Origin of the sequence: Aquimixticola soesokkakensis, from assembly GCF_900172375.1 — a bacterium.
Taxonomy (GTDB): Bacteria; Pseudomonadota; Alphaproteobacteria; order Rhodobacterales; family Rhodobacteraceae; genus Aquimixticola; species Aquimixticola soesokkakensis.
Genome location: NZ_FWFS01000002.1, coordinates 283,554 through 300,070, shown reverse-complemented (window position 1 = coordinate 300,070; position 16,517 = coordinate 283,554). Strand labels below are relative to the sequence as shown.

General features: G+C 61.9%; 17 protein-coding genes. 8 read left to right on the top strand and 9 right to left on the bottom strand.

Annotated elements, in window-relative coordinates:
* On the bottom strand, positions 1-897 hold an 897-nt coding region (dctP, locus tag AQS8620_RS16820; protein WP_159453198.1), incomplete at its 3' end, for a TRAP transporter substrate-binding protein DctP.
* 184 nt (positions 898-1,081) lie between these two features.
* Between dctP and AQS8620_RS04370 the strand changes: the two genes are divergently transcribed.
* The 6 genes from AQS8620_RS04370 to AQS8620_RS04345 all read left to right on the top strand — a co-directional run bounded on the left by AQS8620_RS04370 (position 1,082) and on the right by AQS8620_RS04345 (position 6,079).
* Positions 1,082-1,870 carry a carboxymuconolactone decarboxylase family protein gene (locus AQS8620_RS04370; protein ID WP_159453197.1) on the top strand — a complete coding sequence of 263 codons (789 nt, stop codon included), beginning with the start codon at positions 1,082-1,084 and terminating at the stop codon, positions 1,868-1,870.
* Positions 1,871-2,085: 215 nt separating this feature from the next.
* The gene (locus AQS8620_RS04365) at positions 2,086-2,838 is read left to right on the top strand and encodes an SDR family NAD(P)-dependent oxidoreductase (protein WP_085835618.1); all 753 of its coding nucleotides are present in this window, start codon (positions 2,086-2,088) and stop codon (positions 2,836-2,838) included.
* Positions 2,838-3,371 (top strand): nuclear transport factor 2 family protein, encoded by a 534-nt coding sequence (locus AQS8620_RS04360; RefSeq protein ID WP_085835617.1) that lies wholly within the window; start codon positions 2,838-2,840, stop codon positions 3,369-3,371. Before AQS8620_RS04365 ends, AQS8620_RS04360 begins: the two co-directional genes overlap by 1 nt.
* Positions 3,364-4,140 (top strand): enoyl-CoA hydratase/isomerase family protein, encoded by a 777-nt coding sequence (locus AQS8620_RS04355; RefSeq protein WP_085835616.1) that lies wholly within the window; start codon positions 3,364-3,366, stop codon positions 4,138-4,140. The genes AQS8620_RS04360 and AQS8620_RS04355 overlap by 8 nt, the downstream gene beginning before the upstream one ends.
* Positions 4,140-5,531, top strand: a complete 1,392-nt coding sequence (locus tag AQS8620_RS04350; protein ID WP_085835615.1) for an NAD-dependent succinate-semialdehyde dehydrogenase — start codon at positions 4,140-4,142, stop codon at positions 5,529-5,531. The genes AQS8620_RS04355 and AQS8620_RS04350 overlap by 1 nt, the downstream gene beginning before the upstream one ends.
* Complete coding sequence (locus tag AQS8620_RS04345) at positions 5,528-6,079, top strand: flavin reductase family protein (protein ID WP_085835614.1); 552 nt, start codon at positions 5,528-5,530, stop codon at positions 6,077-6,079. The genes AQS8620_RS04350 and AQS8620_RS04345 overlap by 4 nt, the downstream gene beginning before the upstream one ends.
* Before the next feature lie 70 nt (positions 6,080-6,149).
* Here the strand turns inward: AQS8620_RS04345 and AQS8620_RS04340 are convergent, their stop codons facing one another.
* The gene (locus tag AQS8620_RS04340; protein WP_085835613.1) at positions 6,150-8,099 is read right to left on the bottom strand and encodes a TRAP transporter large permease; all 1,950 of its coding nucleotides are present in this window, start codon (positions 8,097-8,099) and stop codon (positions 6,150-6,152) included.
* A 192-nt stretch (positions 8,100-8,291) separates the two neighbouring features.
* Between AQS8620_RS04340 and AQS8620_RS04335 the strand changes: the two genes are divergently transcribed.
* On the top strand, positions 8,292-9,311 hold the full coding sequence (locus AQS8620_RS04335; RefSeq protein ID WP_085835612.1) for a helix-turn-helix domain-containing protein: 1,020 nt from the start codon (positions 8,292-8,294) through the stop codon (positions 9,309-9,311).
* Positions 9,312-9,368: 57 nt separating this feature from the next.
* Here AQS8620_RS04335 and AQS8620_RS04330 read toward each other — a convergent pair whose 3' ends face one another.
* The 4 genes from AQS8620_RS04330 to AQS8620_RS04315 are packed head-to-tail and all read right to left on the bottom strand — an operon-like array spanning position 9,369 to position 12,836.
* Positions 9,369-10,217 (bottom strand): metal ABC transporter permease, encoded by an 849-nt coding sequence (locus AQS8620_RS04330; protein ID WP_143267412.1) that lies wholly within the window; start codon positions 10,215-10,217, stop codon positions 9,369-9,371.
* Positions 10,217-11,074 carry a metal ABC transporter permease gene (locus tag AQS8620_RS04325; RefSeq protein WP_085835610.1) on the bottom strand — a complete coding sequence of 286 codons (858 nt, stop codon included), beginning with the start codon at positions 11,072-11,074 and terminating at the stop codon, positions 10,217-10,219. The genes AQS8620_RS04330 and AQS8620_RS04325 overlap by 1 nt, the downstream gene beginning before the upstream one ends.
* A complete protein-coding gene (locus tag AQS8620_RS04320; protein ID WP_085835609.1) occupies positions 11,071-11,937 on the bottom strand; it encodes a manganese/iron ABC transporter ATP-binding protein in 867 nt (288 codons plus the stop codon). The genes AQS8620_RS04325 and AQS8620_RS04320 overlap by 4 nt, the downstream gene beginning before the upstream one ends.
* On the bottom strand, positions 11,934-12,836 hold the full coding sequence (locus tag AQS8620_RS04315; RefSeq protein ID WP_085835608.1) for a metal ABC transporter substrate-binding protein: 903 nt from the start codon (positions 12,834-12,836) through the stop codon (positions 11,934-11,936). Before AQS8620_RS04315 ends, AQS8620_RS04320 begins: the two co-directional genes overlap by 4 nt.
* A gap of 120 nt (positions 12,837-12,956) precedes the next feature.
* On the opposite strand from AQS8620_RS04315, the gene AQS8620_RS04310 reads away from it, so the two are divergent.
* Complete coding sequence (locus AQS8620_RS04310) at positions 12,957-13,409, top strand: Fur family transcriptional regulator (RefSeq protein WP_085835648.1); 453 nt, start codon at positions 12,957-12,959, stop codon at positions 13,407-13,409.
* Here AQS8620_RS04310 and arsJ read toward each other — a convergent pair.
* The 3 genes from arsJ to AQS8620_RS04295 are packed head-to-tail and all read right to left on the bottom strand — an operon-like array spanning position 13,406 to position 16,502.
* On the bottom strand, positions 13,406-14,674 hold the full coding sequence (gene arsJ, locus AQS8620_RS04305) for an organoarsenical effux MFS transporter ArsJ (protein WP_268805295.1): 1,269 nt from the start codon (positions 14,672-14,674) through the stop codon (positions 13,406-13,408). The genes AQS8620_RS04310 and arsJ overlap by 4 nt on opposite strands.
* Positions 14,674-15,672: an ArsJ-associated glyceraldehyde-3-phosphate dehydrogenase gene (locus AQS8620_RS04300; RefSeq protein ID WP_085835607.1), complete on the bottom strand. Its 999-nt coding sequence runs from the start codon at positions 15,670-15,672 to the stop codon at positions 14,674-14,676. The genes arsJ and AQS8620_RS04300 overlap by 1 nt, the downstream gene beginning before the upstream one ends.
* Positions 15,669-16,502 carry an arsenate reductase/protein-tyrosine-phosphatase family protein gene (locus tag AQS8620_RS04295; protein WP_085835606.1) on the bottom strand — a complete coding sequence of 278 codons (834 nt, stop codon included), beginning with the start codon at positions 16,500-16,502 and terminating at the stop codon, positions 15,669-15,671. The genes AQS8620_RS04300 and AQS8620_RS04295 overlap by 4 nt, the downstream gene beginning before the upstream one ends.
* Between the last annotated feature and the right edge of the window lie 15 nt (positions 16,503-16,517).

Genomic DNA, 16,517 nt, shown 5'->3' with positions numbered 1-16,517 from the left:
GGCGACAAGATCTTCGGGCGTTGCGTCGCGGATCGTGACACCCTCAAGGCGCGCCACGGCGCGGGCCTCTTCGTCGCGCAGATAGGCCGCGGCGGCCTTTGAGGCCTCAAACCCGCTGTGCGCGTCGATCACCGCTTTGAGGTCGTCGGGCAGGGCGGCGTAACTGTCGGTGTTCATCACCACAAAGGTCAAGCCACCGCCAAAGGGCGCGTTGTAGATTTCGCGGACCAGGCTTTCGATGCCGAAATCAAACACCGCACCGGGGGTGGTCATCAGCCCGTCCACCGCGCCTTTGGACAGGCTTTGGTAGAACTCGGGCACCTTCAACGCGATGGGCACGCCGCCCAGCCTGTCGATTTGCGCCGCGCGGATTTGACTGCCCATGCCGATTTTTGCACCCGCAAGTGCTGTGTAGTCGGCAACGGGGTCCCGCATGAAAAACGAATAGTTGCTGGCCACCTGCATCCAGAGGATTTTAACCTGCGGATAGTCGCCAAGCGCGCCGGATTGATAGGCCTGCCACACAGCACCCGACGCAGGTTCAGGGTCAAGATACAGTCCCGGCAGGCCGATAACATTCAGCCCCGCAAACCGCGCGCCGTAAAACCCGGGCACATCCCAGGCCACATCGGCGACGCCCTGCTCGACGCGGTTCACCGCATCGCCCATTTTGGCCAGCGTGCCATCGCAGTAAAGTTCGTAGTCGATGCGCCCGTTTGACGCCGCCTTGATCGTTTCGCCCCACAGATCGAGATGGCCGTTGCAGATATTGCCGTTCGACGCGGTGCCCGAGGCGATGCGCAGGGTGACTTCGGCCTCTGCGGCAGCGGGCGCGCCCAAAAAAACGGTCAGCATCACAGCGGCGATGACGGGAAGGGTCGGGGCGAAAATGCGCATTAGTTGTCCTTTCTCGGGGTCACTTCCGTGCAGCTTGCACGCGCAGGCGGGCGCGGTCTTGTCGCTGACAGGACAGTTTTGTGAGCCCCCGCCAAGATTTGTCCACTTTGAGGCTACTGGTTTGATGGCCCAGCAGTCTAGTCTGGCGCGACCTCGAAACGAACGTCTGAAAAAGGACCACAGCATGAGCACCCTTGACCTGTCGACCCAAACGCACGCCAGCGCGGCGCCAGATCAGGGCGCGGCCCTGTCCGAGGCTTTGGGGATCAGCCACCCGAGCCTCGCCACGATCGCGCGGATGGATCCGGCGCTGGCGGGTGAATTTGCCGCCATGGCGCGCGCGGTGCGCGATGCCAATGTTCTGAGCCTGAAAGAACAGGCGCTGATCATGCTCGCGATCAATGCGGCGGTGGTGCATTTGAACGGCGACATGGTGCGCGCCTATATCCAGGCCGCTCTGGCGCAGGGGGCCAGCGCGGGAGAAATCCGCGAGGTGTTGCAACTGACCTCGGTGCTCGGGATTCACGGCACCTTGCCGGGCACGCTGATCCTGACCGAGGCAGAGGGTGGCCTGGAGGCGATGCAAACAAGCGCCGCGCCCGAGCGGCGCGCGCGCGCCGAGCTCGCGCAGGCCAACTTCGAGGCCAAGCGCGGGCCGATGACGCCCGCTTGGGTGTCTTGCACCTATCACCTGCCCGATCTGGTCGAAGCCTACGCAGGATTTTCCGGCGTGCCATGGGCAAGCGACCACCTGAGCGCGCAGTTCAAGGAACTGATTTACGTGGCCATCGACCTGATGCCCCAGCACACGCATATGGAAGGCACCAAGGTCCACATGAAAAAGGCGCGGGCGCTGGGAGCGAGCGATGCGCAGATCAATTCCGTGCTGCAAATGATTGCCCTGATGGGCGTTCAGACCCACATGCTTGCTTTGCCGATTCTGGAAGAGGAACTGGCCAGGGCGGGGCTGTAGCCGCTGCCTGCGATCCTCATTGTGGTCCGTTTTGCACATCCGCGCATCCCTTGGGGTGCGCGGTTTTTTGATGTGTCGGGGCGGGTCTGTCGCCGCGGTTGACCCCTTGTCGCCTTTCTCTTGGTCGCCACGCGACAGGGTGCCCGGCACACTGGACAGGCGCGGCGCGCGGGCGTGAACTGGATGCAACCCCCAACAAAATCAAGAGGATTCCCATGCGATTTTCCGATCAAACCGCCATCGTCACAGCCGCCGCGTCCGGCATCTGTCGCGCGGCTGCCTTGCGCCTTGGTGCCGAGGGCGCGCGCGTTGCCTGTGTCGATGTCTCGCCCGCCGTCCAGGAGACGGCCGATGCGATCATCGCTGCTGGCGGTCAGGCGACGGCAGTTGTGCTGGATGTCAGCGACGAGGCCGCTGTGGCGCGCGTCATGGCCCAGATCGAGGCCGAAAACGGTCCCACCGATATTCTGGTGAACGGCGTGGGCCGTTCCTCTGCGGTCAAGGGGGGCGGGGATTTTTGCGACAGCGATCCGGCCAACTGGCGCGAGGTGATCGATATTTCGCTGATCTCGGCCATGCTCACCTGCCGCCAGATCGTCCCGGGCATGAAGACCCGCGGCTTTGGTCGTGTGGTGAATTTGGGATCGGTTGCGTTTTTGATGCCCACGCCCAGTTTTTGCGACTATGCGGCGGCCAAAGCGGGGGTTGTGGGGTTTACCCGCGTGCTGGCGATCGAAGTGGCCAAGCATGGCGTGACCGTCAACACCGTGTCGCCGGGGCCGATCCGCACCCCGGCCACTGCGAAACACCCGCCCGAGACCACCGCACGGGTGCTGTCGACCATCCCCATGGGCCGCTACGGCGAACCCGAAGATGTGGCCGCGGCGATCCTGTTCCTGGCCTCGAAAGATGCGACATTCATCACCGCGCAGAACCTTGTGGTCGGCGGCGGGCGTGGGATCGTGTGATGCGCTATCCGGCAAAACAACGCTGGGCGAGTGCGGCCGATTTGCTGGCCTTGCCGCCTCGCCAAGCCGTGACGCCTGACGATCTGGCAGCGCGCGCCGCGATTGGCGAGCTCTATGCGCGCTACGGCATCGCCCATGACGAAATCGACCTTGCGGCGATGGGCGATGTGTTCACCGAAGGCGGCGTGCTTGAGGTGTCTATCGGCGGGCCGGTTTTCGAACGCCACACAGGGCGCGCGGCGATCGTCAACAACTTCGCCCGCGTCACCGCCACGCAATCGGACCAGCGCCGCCACGCGATCAGCAATGTCGAGGTGACGATGGCGGGGCCGGCACAGGCCACATCGCGCGCCTATGGGCTGGTGTCTGCGGCGAACGGCGAGACGCTGAACCTTGTGGTGAGCTGTGCCTACACGGCGGATTTGATCCGTGAGGCCGATGGGCTGTGGCGATTTGCACGGTTGTGGATCGGCATGGATGACTACGCGGGCAAAGCGCCCGGAACCCAAGAAGGAGGTGCGCAGGATGCGTAAGTTCGACGCGTATAAAGACCGCTATCAAACCCTCAAAATGGAACGCGACGCGGAGGGCATTTTGCTGCTCACCTGCCACACCGATGGCGGCCCGCTGCGCTGGGGCGCCTTGCCGCATGAGGAATGGCCCGAAGCCTTTCACGACATCGCCATGGACCGCGAAAACCGTGTGATCATCCTGACCGGCACGGGGGATGAATTTTCCGGCCCGCGCCCGCCCGCGGCCACGCGCTATGCCCGCCCCGTGGCGGATATGGATCGCATCGTGTTCGACGGGCGGCATCTGCTGGCGAACCTGCTGGAAATCCAGGCGCCGATCATTGCCGCGATCAACGGCCCGGCGATCCGGCATTCGGAAATCCCGCTGCTCTCGGATATCGTTCTGGCCAGCGAGACAGCCGACATCGAGGACGCGGGGCATTTCGACAGCGGTCTGGTGCCCGGCGACGGGGTGAACCTGATCTATCCGCTGCTGATGGGCATGAACCGCGCGCGCTATTTCCTGTTCACCTCCCAGCGGCTCACCGCCCAGGACGCCCTTGATCTGGGGCTGGTCAACGAGGTGCTGCCCCAAGACGATCTGATGGCGCGCGCGTGGTTCTGGGCGCGCAAGCTGGCCAAGCACAACGACATGCATCTGCGCAACACCCGTCAGATCCTGACGCTCGAACTGCGGCGCAAGGTGCAGGAGCATTTGGGCTATACGCTGACGCTGGAAGCAATGGCCAATCTGGGGCGCGACAAAGCCCCGCAAACGGGAACCGCGTAATGGGCGATTTTGCAGTCATCAACCCCGCAACGGGGACAGAAATCGCACGCGTGCCCGACATGGGCGCCAGCGCCGCGCAGGCGGCGATCGCAGCGGCGCAAAGCGCGCTGAAAGCGTGGAAAGCGCGCACCGGCAAGGAGCGTGCCCAGGTTTTGCGCCGCTGGTTTGATCTGGTCACGTCCGCCACAGACGAGCTGGCCGCGATCATCACCGCCGAAAGTGGCAAGCCGCTGGCCGAGGCCGCGGGCGAAGTCGCCTATGGCGCGGCCTTTATCGAATGGTTCGCCGAGGAGGCCAAGCGCATCTACGGCGAGACGATCCCCGCGACAAAACCCGGTCAGCGGCTGATGGTGCTGCGCGAGCCCATCGGCGTGGTGGCCGCGATCACCCCGTGGAATTTTCCGCTGGCGATGATCACGCGCAAGGTCGCGCCCGCTCTGGCCGCAGGATGCACGATTGTGCTCAAACCCGCCAAGGAAACGCCGCTTACGGCGCTGAAGCTGGCGGAGCTTGCCTATCAGGCGGGGGTGCCGCGGGACTGTTTTGCGGTGGTGACCGCCGCCAATTCGCGCGCCATCGGTCAGGTGATGACCGATAGTCCGATCGTGCGCAAGCTGACCTTCACCGGGTCGACGGCCGTTGGCAAAACCCTGATGGCGGCAAGTGCGGGGACGATGAAAAAGCTGTCTCTGGAACTTGGTGGCAACGCCCCTTTCATCGTGTTTGACGATGCGGATCTGGACCGCGCGGTGGCGGGGGCGATTGCGGCGAAGTTTCGCAATGCCGGGCAGACCTGCGTCTGTGCCAACCGCATTCTGGTGCAAACGGGCGTGTACGAAGCCTTTGCCGAGAAATTCTGCGCCGCGGTTGCCGCCTTGCCGGTGGGCGACGGGGCCGATGCGCGAACGCAGATCGGTCCGCTGATCGGGCAGGGCGGGGTGGATAAATCCGACGCCCACGTCAGGGATGCGCTTGCCAAAGGCGCGCGCGCGATGCTGGGGGGCACCCCGCTTGAACGCGCGGGATATTTCTATGCCCCGACGGTGCTGCGCGACGTGCCGGTGACGGCGGATGTCGCGCGCGAGGAAACCTTTGGCCCCGTTGCCCCGCTGTTTCGCTTCGACACCGAAGCCGAGGCGATTGCCATGGCAAATGACTCCGAATTCGGCCTTGCCGCCTATGCCTACACCCGCGATCTGTCGCGCGCCTACCGTGTGATCGAGGCTCTGGAATACGGCATCGTCGGGTTGAACGAGGGGATCATTTCCACCGAGGTCGCCCCCTTTGGCGGCGTGAAGGAAAGCGGTCTGGGGCGCGAAGGCTCACGGCACGGGATCGAGGATTTTCTGGAACTCAAATACGCCTGCATCGGCTTGGAGGGCACGCCATGACGGTTCCTGCGACACAGGGTATCGGCATTGCCGATTTCAAAGCCGCGATGCGCGCCTTGCCCGCGCAGGTCGCGGTGATTTCTGCCCAAGCGGGCGATCTGCGCATCGCAATGACGGCCACGGCCGTGACCTCGCTCTCCGCCGAGCCGGCGCAGCTTTTGATCTGTGTGCATAAAATGGCGCGCCCCGCGGCGGTGATCCGCGATGCGGGGGCCTTTGCTGTCAACCTTGTGAGCAGCGCGCAGATGGCCGTGGCCAACCAATGCGCGCTGCCCGCTTTGACACCCGAACAGCGGTTCGAGCAGGGGACCTGGACGCGCTCTGACAGTTTGGGCCAGCCGCTGCTTGACGGTGCCTTGGTGAATTTCGACTGTCGGCTGGTGTCGCAGGCCGAACATGGCACGCATTACGTGTTCGTCGGGCTGATCGAGGCGGTGCGTTTTGCGCAGGGCAAGCCGCTTTTGTACCACGATGCGAGCTACCGCGAGGTCGGCCCGCGTCTGGATGCGCTGCATCTGGAATGGGATAGCGCCACGCGCGGCTTCTAAGAGATCTCCCTCAAATGCAAAACGGCCCGAGAGTGATCCCGGGCCGTTTTCGATTCTGCGCGCTTTTGCGTTACATGGTTGAGGGCAGCCATGTGACAATGGCGGGAAAGGCGATCAGGATGATGATTTTCACCACGGAAGAGGTGAAGAACGGCCAGCACCCTTTGTAGACTTTGGAAATCGGGATCGATTTATCGAGCGCCGAGATGACAAAGATGTTGAGGCCGAAGGGCGGCGAAATCATCCCCGCTTCCATGCAGATGATCGTCATCAGGCCCCACCAGATCGGGTCATAGCCCAAGGACACGATCAGCGGCACAAAGATCGGAATGGTGATCACCATCATCGCAAAAGCATCCATCGCCGTGCCCAGCACGAGGTAGCACACCACCAGCGCGATGACGACGCCAAGCGGGCTCAGGCCCAGGCTATTGACGAAATCCACGAAGGCGCCGGGCACATTCGAGACCCCGAAAAAGAACGACAGCATGGTGACGCCAAAGATCAGCGAATACATCATGGCAAGGGTTTTGGTCGTGTCGGCCAGGGTGGACCAGAAACTTGTCGCGTTGATTTTGCCCCGCGCGACGGCGATGGCAAAAGCCCCCGCTGCGCCGACAGACCCGGCTTCGAGTTCGGTGAAAAAGCCGAAATAGATCCCGCCCAGCACAACGCCCAGCAACAACAGCACCGACCACGCGCCTTTGGCAGCCGCGACAAGTTCCGTCAGCGGCGCTTTGGGACCGCGCTGTGCGTGATTGGGAAAGAAGAACAACCAGACGGCGACCGCGCTCATGTACATGAGCGTTGCCAGCACGCCCGGCAGGATCGCGCCCATGAACAGTTGCCCGACCGACTGTTCGGTCATCACCGCATAGAGGATCAGCGCCGAGGAGGGGGGGATCAACTGGCCCAGCGTGCCGCCCGCCGCAATCGACCCTGCCGAGAGTTCGACCGAATAGTTGCGCTCGCGCATTTCGCCCAAGGCAATTTTGCCAATCGACATTTGGGTCGCCACCGACGATCCGGTCAGCGTGCCGAATGCCGCGCAGGCAAGGATCGAGGCATGGGCAAGACCGCCGCGGATATGGCCCAAAAGCGCATAGGCCAAACGGTAGAGGTCAGAGCCGATGCCCGCCACCGTCGCAAAAGCCCCCATCAGCAAAAACAGCGGCAGCACACTGAGCGCGTCCTGGGTGATGAAAGCGGTGGTTTCCGAGCCAAGCACATTCAGTGCCACACCCGGACGCAGCAAAGTGGCGGTGCCCACCAAGCCCGCAATCCCCATGGCAACGCCAATCGGAACCGTCAGCAGCACAAGAACCCACATGCCGATAAAGACAACGAGCGCCAGCAGAAGGCTGTTGTCAGGGGCAAAAATGCGAAAAGCTGCGCTTGGAAAAACCCCAAGCAGGGCGCCAAGCGCCCAGCCGATCAGCGCGAACACCAAAAGGCCCGCCAGAAGGCCCCGCGCCCCGCCCCGTTTGAGCGATACCTGCGCGCAGCGCAGGACGGCAAAAACCTGGATCACGGCGGCAAGACCGATGGCAATGGCCACGCCGTAGAAAAACGGTGCCTTGGCGATATTGGTCATGATCGTGGTCTGGCCCGTGCGCTCCATCGTGGCCGCAACCCCCCAGACCCGCCACGCCAGAAGGGCGAAAAACACCATCGACAACAGGGCCGCTGCCAGATGCATGGCGTGGCGCAGGCGGGTCGAGACGCTTTTCTCCAGCACATGGATCACGAGGGCCGATCCGGTCAGCAATCCGTAGGGCAGGCAGGTCGACACCGCGATGGCGACCAGCAAGGCATTGATTTCGTTCAGCCCGTACAGGGAAGTTGCGAAAAAGTTGCGCAAGATGATGTCAAAGACATTCGCAAAGGCGATCAGCAACACGCTGGCCGCCGCGATCGAGGCCACGCGGCGCGCGAGGCCCCGCACAAGGGCCTCGACGGAATGCGACCCCTCGCTTTGAGCAAAACGACTCCCCTGCGGCGTTAGTTCTTTGGTTTCCACGTTGTCCTCCCTGCCCCTCGCAAAAAGGGGAATTGTTCCACCTCAACCTGCGCTTTCGGGCGGGCCTGCGTCTTGTTCATGAATCGATGACGACTTGGCGCTCAGACCAATGTCGCGCCAGATCTGTTGCGCTGATTTGTCGCGTCATGCTAGCGTCATATCTGTGCCGACCTTGGGAGGGGGATACGCAACATGCAGAAAAATGCAATCGCAACGCAGGCGGGACAGCAACAGTTTTTGACCGAGCGGATGCTGTCGATGGTCGATAGCCAACAGGTGCCCGAGGCCAATCGCCTCGATTACTGGAAGAACCATGTGCATTCGGCCAACGGTCTGAAAATCGAATGCGCGACGAATAATTTTGTCGGCGTGATGACCAACCGCACCTTGAGCAACTGTTCGGTCCACGGGGTCAAGATCCAGACGCCGCACCGCGCGATCCGTGAAAGCACGACCCAGGATTTGTGCTTTGTAAACGTCCAGGTGCGCAATGAGGGCGCGCGGTTCAATGGCAACCGCGAATTCTCGATGCAGCAGGGGTCGCTGATTCTGTACGAGGCCTGCGAAGCCTATGAGTTGGATTTCGACGGCGCCTCGGAAAGCCTTGTGATTGCGATTGCGAAATCGGACCTCGAAAAACGTGTGGCCAATATCCAGATGCATCTGGACGAGGCGATCACCTATGATCCTTTGAAAACCACCATGCTTGCGGGCCTGTTGCGCGGGGTCCTGTCGATCAATGGCGAGACCCGCCAAGCCGTGAAAGACGGGCTGTCCGAAGCGGTGCTCAACATGCTGGTGGCAACGCTTTATGATTGTGACGAAGCGGTGTTGAAAACGCCCACCAACGGGTCTGCCGCGATTTTGCAGCGCATCAAATCCTTCATCAACACCCATCTCGACAACCCCGATCTCAACCCTGTGATGACGGCGGAGGCGATGGGCATCACGGTCAGCTATCTGCACAAGATTTTTCTGCAAAACAACACGACCCTGATGCAATTCGTGCTGGCCGAACGGCTGGAACGGTGTCGACGCGACATTGCCAAGGGCGACCGCGCCGACGGGATCAGCCAGATCGCCTATCGTTGGGGCTTTAACGATGCCTCGCATTTCTCGCGCAGTTTTCGCAAACGCTTCGGGACCAGCCCGCGCGACTACCGCGCAGATGTTTTCGCCCGCGATCTAAGCAAGCTGGCCGCGAACCACTAGGCCGGCTTGGCGCGGCCTGCGCTGGCGCTTTGCCCCGCTACCGCGTCTCCGTCCCCGCTACCGCGTTCCCGTCCCTGTCGCGCGGCGGGTCAATCGTTTGATCCGTGCGCTGCGCACCACAAGGGCGGCGATGAACATGCCCGTCAACAGCAGCACGATTGTCGGCGCGGGCGCACTATCAAGCCAGAAACTGGCGATGATCCCCACGCCCCCCGCGACCCAGGCACAGGCGATGGCAACGACAAGCATCACGGGAAAGCGGCGGGTCAGCAAAAAGGCAATGGCCCCCGGAGCGATCAAGAAGGCCACGGCCAGAATAATTCCGACCGAGGAGAGCATGGCCACGATGGTGGCCGACAGGATTGCAAGCAGACCGTAGTGCAGCAGACCCGTGTTCAGCCCGCTCATGCGCGCCTGGATGGGATCAAAGGCCTGCGCCAGAAGATCGCGCCATTTCAACGCCAGAACCAGCGCAACGGTGCCGGCAATCAGCCCGGCCGTCCACAGGTCGCCTGCGCCGACCCCAAGCATATTGCCGAACAAAATATGATCGAGATGCACAGCGCTCTCGATTTGCGTGTACAACACCACGCCAAAGCCAAACATGCCCGAAAACACCACGCCCATCACCGTGTCCTGTTTGACACGCGAATGGTCATTGATAAAACCGGTCAGCAAGGCGCAGATCAGACCTGCCAGAAACGCGCCGATGATCAGCGGAATGCCCGCAACATAGGCCAGCACCACACCGGGAAGGACCGCGTGAGAGGTCGCATCGCCCATCAAAGACCAGCCCTTGAGCACCAGAAAACACGACAGCATCGCCGCGGCGGGCGCGATCAACAGGGTGATCAGCAGCGCGTTTTGCATGAAGGGAAACTGGAAGGGCAGCAACAGGGTGTCCATCACGCGGCCTCTTGGAGCGCGCGGCGGGCACGACGACGCGCCGCCAAAGTCCCGTGTTTGGGCGCAAAGACAAAGGCCAGCGCGAAGACGCCGGTTTGCAGACAGACGATGACACCCCCCGTCGCCCCGTCCAGAAAATAGCTGATGTAGGCGCCAAAGGCACTGGTGAGCGCGCCAATGGCCACCGACAGCGCGATGAGGCGGGGAAAGCGGTCTGTCAGCAGATAGGCCGTTGCGCCGGGGGTAACCACCAAGGCGATGACCAGAAACGCCCCGACCGTTTGCATCGCCGCGACCGTGCAAGCGGCCAGCAAGGTAAAAAACAGCACCCGCAAGCGTTCGGGTTTCAGGCCGATGCTGCGCGCATGGGCTTCGTCGAAAAACACCGCCAGAAGGTCACGCCATTTGGCCAGAAGCACAACAAAGGACAGCCCGCCAATCAACGCCAGTTGCAGGGTATCTGCCGGGGTGATCGCCAGAATATTGCCCATCGTGATGGTCTGGATCGACACGGCCATCGGGTTAAGGGAGACCATGAACAACCCGAGCCCGAAAAAGGAGGTAAAGATCAGGCCGATCACCGCATCTTCTTTCAAGCCCGAGCGCTGGCGCAAAAACAGCATCGACAGGGCGGCCAGACCGCCTGACAGGAACGCGCCAAAGGCAAAGGGCAGACCCAGCATATAGGCCCCCGCAACGCCGGGAACGATGGCGTGGCTCAACGCATCGCCAATCAGCGACCACCCCTTAAGCATCAAATAAGCAGACAAAAAGGCGCAAACCGCGCCCACAAGTGCAGACACCCAGATGGCATTGGTCATATAGCCATAGGAAAACGGTTCGAGCAAACTGGTCACGTGCTGGAACCGCCGCTGGTGTGGGTGCGCTGGTCGTAGATCACGAGCGGGCGCTCGTCGTCCGAGAGCACTTCAAGACGGCGCGGGTCGGCGTCGTCATGCAGGCCGTCGCCCTCCAACATGAAATGACGCAACACGCCGCCAAACGCCTCGCGCAGGTTCTGGGCGGTAAACACCTCTGCCGTGGGTCCATGGGCCAGAACGGTGCCCTTTACCAGAACCACGCGGTCGCAAAATTCCGGCACCGAGCCAAGGTTATGCGTGGCGACAAGCATCACACGCCCCTCGTCGCGCAGGTCACCGAGCAGGGCGATGATCTGTTCTTCGGTTTTGACATCAACGCCGGTAAACGGTTCGTCAAGCAAGATCACCCGCGCATCCTGCGCCAGAGCACGCGCCAGAAAGACGCGTTTTTTCTGTCCGCCCGACAGTTCTCCGATCTGGCGGTGGCGAAAGTCGGCCATATTGACCCGCGCCAGCGCCTGCGTCACGGCCGCGCGGTCTGCCGCCCGCGCGCGGCGCAAAAACCCCATATGTCCGTAGCGTCCCATCATCACCACGTCCTCGACCAGCACGGGAAAGGTCCAGTCGACCTCCTCGGCCTGGGGAACATAGGCCAGATCCTGGCGTTTCATCGCCACGCGCACTGGCTGCCCAAGGATTTCAACCCTGCCTGAGGCAAGGGGCACAAACCCCATCAACGCCTTGAAAAGAGTGGATTTCCCTGCGCCGTTCACCCCCACAAGAGCCGTGATCGTGCCGGTGGGAATGGTGAAACTGGCATCGCGCAGCGCCGTGTGACCGTTGCGATAGGTCACGCTCAACCCGGTGGCGCGGATGCCTGTTGTGGCAGGCTGTGTCATTGCGACAGCCCCGTGACGATGGTTTGCGAGGTGACCCGCAGCAGATCAAGATAGGTCGGGACTGCGCCGCCCTCTTCGCTGAGGCTATCCACATACAACACCCCGCCATAGGCCGCGCCGGTTTCGCGGGCGACCTGTTTGGCGGGCTTGTCCGAAACGGTGGATTCCGAAAAGACCACCGGAATATCGTTGTCGCGCACCGCATCGATGACACGGCGCACCTGTTGGGGCGTGCCTTGGGCGTCGGCGTTGATGGGCCACAGGTAGACTTCTTGCAGATCGAAATCACGGGCGAGATAGGAAAAAGCCCCTTCGGAGGTCACCAACCAGCGCCGGGCGGGCGGCAAAGCGCGCACCTTCTCGCGCAGCGGGGAAATCACGGCGGTGATCTGGGCTTTGTAGCTTTGGGCATTGGCGGCGTAGGTTGCGGCATTTTCGGGATCGGCCGCCGAAAGCGCGGCGCGGATATTATCGACATAAATCAAGGCCGAAGACAGTGCCATCCAGCCGTGCGGGTTGGGCTTTGCGTCATAGTCGCCCCCGAAAATCGGCATCGGATCAATGCCTTGCGAGACGACCGCGGAATCGACATCGCGCAGGTTGGCCAGAAACTGTTCAAACCATAATTCAAGATTGAGCCCGTTCCACAGGATCAGGTCGGCCCCCTGCGCGCGCACCAGATCGCGCGGCGTGGGCTGATAGCCGTGGATTTCCGCCCCCGGTTTGGTGATCGACGCCACATCCGCCGCATCGCCCGCAACGTTTTGGGCCATATCCGCAATAACGGTAAAGGTGGTGATCACTTGCAGCTTTTCGGCGTTTGCGAGGGCAGGCGACAGGGCCCACAGGCTGGCCACGCACCCGATGGCAACCCGTTGCGCGACATGGCGAAGCGACATGCGAATCTCCTATTTATTCAAGTGTATGCAAAGGCGAAGCTGCGGCGAGTGTCAAGCCAGTTGCGAATGATTTGCAAGAAAGCCGTTGAAATCATCCGCAAGCCTGCGCAAAATAGGGACATGATTGACCCGCCGGACCAACCGCATACTTTGGAAACGCTTACCGCCGCCCTGCGTGCGGCTGGCATTCGCGTGACGCGGCAACGCGCGGCGCTGTTGCGCGTCCTTGCGCAGGCCGTCGATCATCCGGATGCGCCCGAATTGCAAAAACGCGCCGAAGGCGACGTGCCGGGAATATCCCTGTCCACAGTCTATCGCACCCTCGCAACGCTCGAGGCGCAGGGCGTTGTCTTGCGGCATCAATTTGACGGCACATCCGCGCGCTTCGAACCCGCGCAGTCCACGGAGTCAGGGCACCACGATCACATGATCGATGTGGACACGAGTGAGGTCATCGAATTCTGCTCGGACCGGATTGAACAGCTTCAGGCGGAAATTGCCGCCGAGTTGGGCTATGAAATCGTGCATCACCGGTTTGAACTTTACGTGCGCAAGGCAAGGGCGCGCGATTAGGGCGCGCTCGGGGGCGGATGCAGCCGCCCCGATGTCAGCGCCGCGAGCGCCACCAAGGCGGCGGCCGTGCCCATGACACAGGCCAGCCCGCCGATTTGATAGGTCAGCCCCGACAGAACCGTCCCAAGCAAGCGCCCCGCGGCATTGGCCATGTAATAAAACCCCACATCCATCGTCACCCGTTCGGATTTGGTGAAGGCAAGGATGAGGTAGGAATGCAGGGACGAATTGACAGCAAACACCGCTCCGAACGCAAGCAAGCCGACCACCAGCGTGGCCGTGAGCCATGGTTGGGGCGTGGGGGAAAGCACCAAGGCCAGCGTCAGCGCTGCGGGCACGCAAAACAGCCCCATCGCCCAATGCCGCGCGGCGCGGATCAGATCGCCTTGTGTCCTTTGGGTAGCGCGCAGGATTTTCGGCGCGCTGGCCTGCACAAGACCGTATAAGATCACCCAGAGCGCCATGAAGGTGCCGATCATGAAAAACGCCGCGTGATTGCCCGATGGCGTGCCATCCGACAGCACGGCGTAAAAGTAGATCGGGATGCCGACAACAAACCAGACATCGCGCGCGCCAAACAGGAACACCCGCGCGCCCGAAAGCCAGTTAACGTTATGCGACTTGGAAAAGACTTCCGTGAATTTGGCCGATTTTTTCCCTTTGGGCAGGCCGGGCGGCATAAAGGCGACCACCCCGCCCAGGATCACCGCCAGCGTCACGGCCATGGCCATCACCGCCCCGACAAAACCCACCGCGGCCAAAAGCGCGGCCCCCAGCAGGAAGCCAAGGCCCTTGACCGCGTTCTTAGAGCCGGTCAGCACCGCCACCCAGCGAAACAGCCCGCCTTGAGAGGACGGCGCCAGCAGTTTGACTGCCGATTTGGACGACATTTTGGCAAGATCCTTGGCGACGCCGCTAAGACCCTGAATGCACATGACAAAGCTGACCGAGAGGGGGATGCTCCAGCGCGGATCAAGCTGCGCCAGCAGGACCAGCGCAAGAACTTGCAAGGCGAGGCCTGCGTAGAGGGTCGCCGTCAGGCCAAAGCGCGCCGCGATCCACCCCGCCGCCAGATTGGTCACCATCCCCGCGATTTCGTAGAGGACGAACAGATAGGCGAGCTGCACAGGGCTAAAGCCCAGCGTGTGAAAATGCAGCAGCACCAACATGCGCAAGGCGCCATCCGTCAACATGAACGCCCAATAGGCGGCGGTGACGGCAATATAGGCCGAAAGTCCTTCGGGGCGTGGGCGCGACAGGGGGATCACAGCGCGGCTCCCACCATCAGAGCCACATCCACCAGCCGGTTGGCATAGCCGAATTCATTGTCGTACCACGCGTAGAGTTTCAATTGCGTGCCGTTGATGACCATGGTCGAGGGCGCGTCGATGATCGAGGAACGCGGATCATTGGTGTAATCGCTGGACACCAGCGGGCGGGTTTCATAGCCCAAGATGCCTTTGAGCGGCCCCTTCGCGGCGGCCTCGAAGGCGGCGTTTACCTCCTGGACGCTGGTCGGGCGCTCCAGCTCGAACACGCAATCGGTGAGCGAGGCGTTGAGCAGCGGCACGCGCACCGCATGCCCGTTCAAACGGCCTTTCAGTTCGGGGTAGATCAGGGTGATCGCGGTGGCAGAACCCGTCGTCGTGGGGATCAGCGAATTCAGCGCCGAGCGGGCGCGGCGCAGGTCTTTGGCGGGGCGATCGACGATGGTTTGGGTATTGGTCACATCGTGGATTGTGGTGATCGATCCGTGTTTGATGCCAAAGGTTTCATGAACCACTTTGACCACGGGCGCGAGACAGTTGGTCGTGCAGGAGGCGGCGGTGACAATGTGATGCTGCGCCGGGTCGTAGCTTTGGGAATTGACCCCGAAGACGATATTGGCGGCGTTGCCATCCTTGACGGGCGCAGAAACAACCACTTTTTTCACCCCCGCATCAAAATAGGGGGCAAGTTTTTCCTGGGTTTTGAACACGCCGGTACAGTCGATCACCACATCAACCCCCGCCAGCGGCAGATCGGCAATCGCCTTGACCCCGACGAAGGGAAGACGGGTGCCGTTGATTGTCACGCTCTCGGCGTCATGGGCGAAATCGGCGTTCCAGCGGCCGTGGACCGTGTCAAATTCCAGCAGATGCGCGTGCATTTCGGGATCGCCCACCGCATCGTTGATCCAAGCGATATCGGCGCCGCTTTCCATCAGGGGTTTGAGGGCGAGCTTGCCCATGCGGCCAAGGCCGTTCACGGCGTAGGTTGTCATGCGCTCTCTCCTTGGGCAGGGCGGCCGATGGTGTCGATGGTCTCTTGCAGGGCAAGGCGGTTCAGCGCGCTGATGTCCAGAGCAGCAAACAGTTCGATGCGCTGCTTCAACGCGCCGTAGGCCTCTTGGAATGCGAGGGCCGTTTGCGCCGGTGTGCCACTGGCGGCGACCGGATCGGGCATCCCCCAATGGCCGGTGACCGGCTGGCCTTCCCATGCGGGGCAGTCTTCGTTTGCGGCCTGGTTGCAGACCGTAAAGACAAAATCGAACTGTGGCGCGCCCGCGCCGGACAGTTCCGACACATGTTTGGCGCGCAACGCAGAGGTGTCGATGCCTTTATCCTTGAGCACCTGCACGGCAAAAGGGTTCAACTGCGATCCTGGACGCGTTCCTGCGGAATAGGCGTTGAAGCGATCCGGCGCGATGTCACGCAGAATGGATTCCGCGAAAATCGAGCGTGCGGAGTTGCCCACACAAATGAAAAGGACGTTGAATTTCTGATCGGTCATGGGAATAGGTCCTGATGAAATCGGCATGCAAACATCGGGGCGACCGCGACAGCACTCGTTGAACAGAACGTCAAACATCTGTTGCACGGCTGACATCCGGATCGCGTATAAAAGCGACGTTCCCGCGCGCTCCTGCGTCACCAGGCCCGCCTGCGACAAGGCAGCGAGATAGGTGGACATGGTGCTTGGTTTGATCCCGAGGGCAATGGCCAGTTCACCCGCCGCAACACGGTCGGGATAGCGGCGCATCAGCAAACGAAACACCGACAGGCGGTGGGGATGACCAAGGGTCGACAGGCGCTGGGGAATCTCTTTTTCCATATTTCATGGAATAGT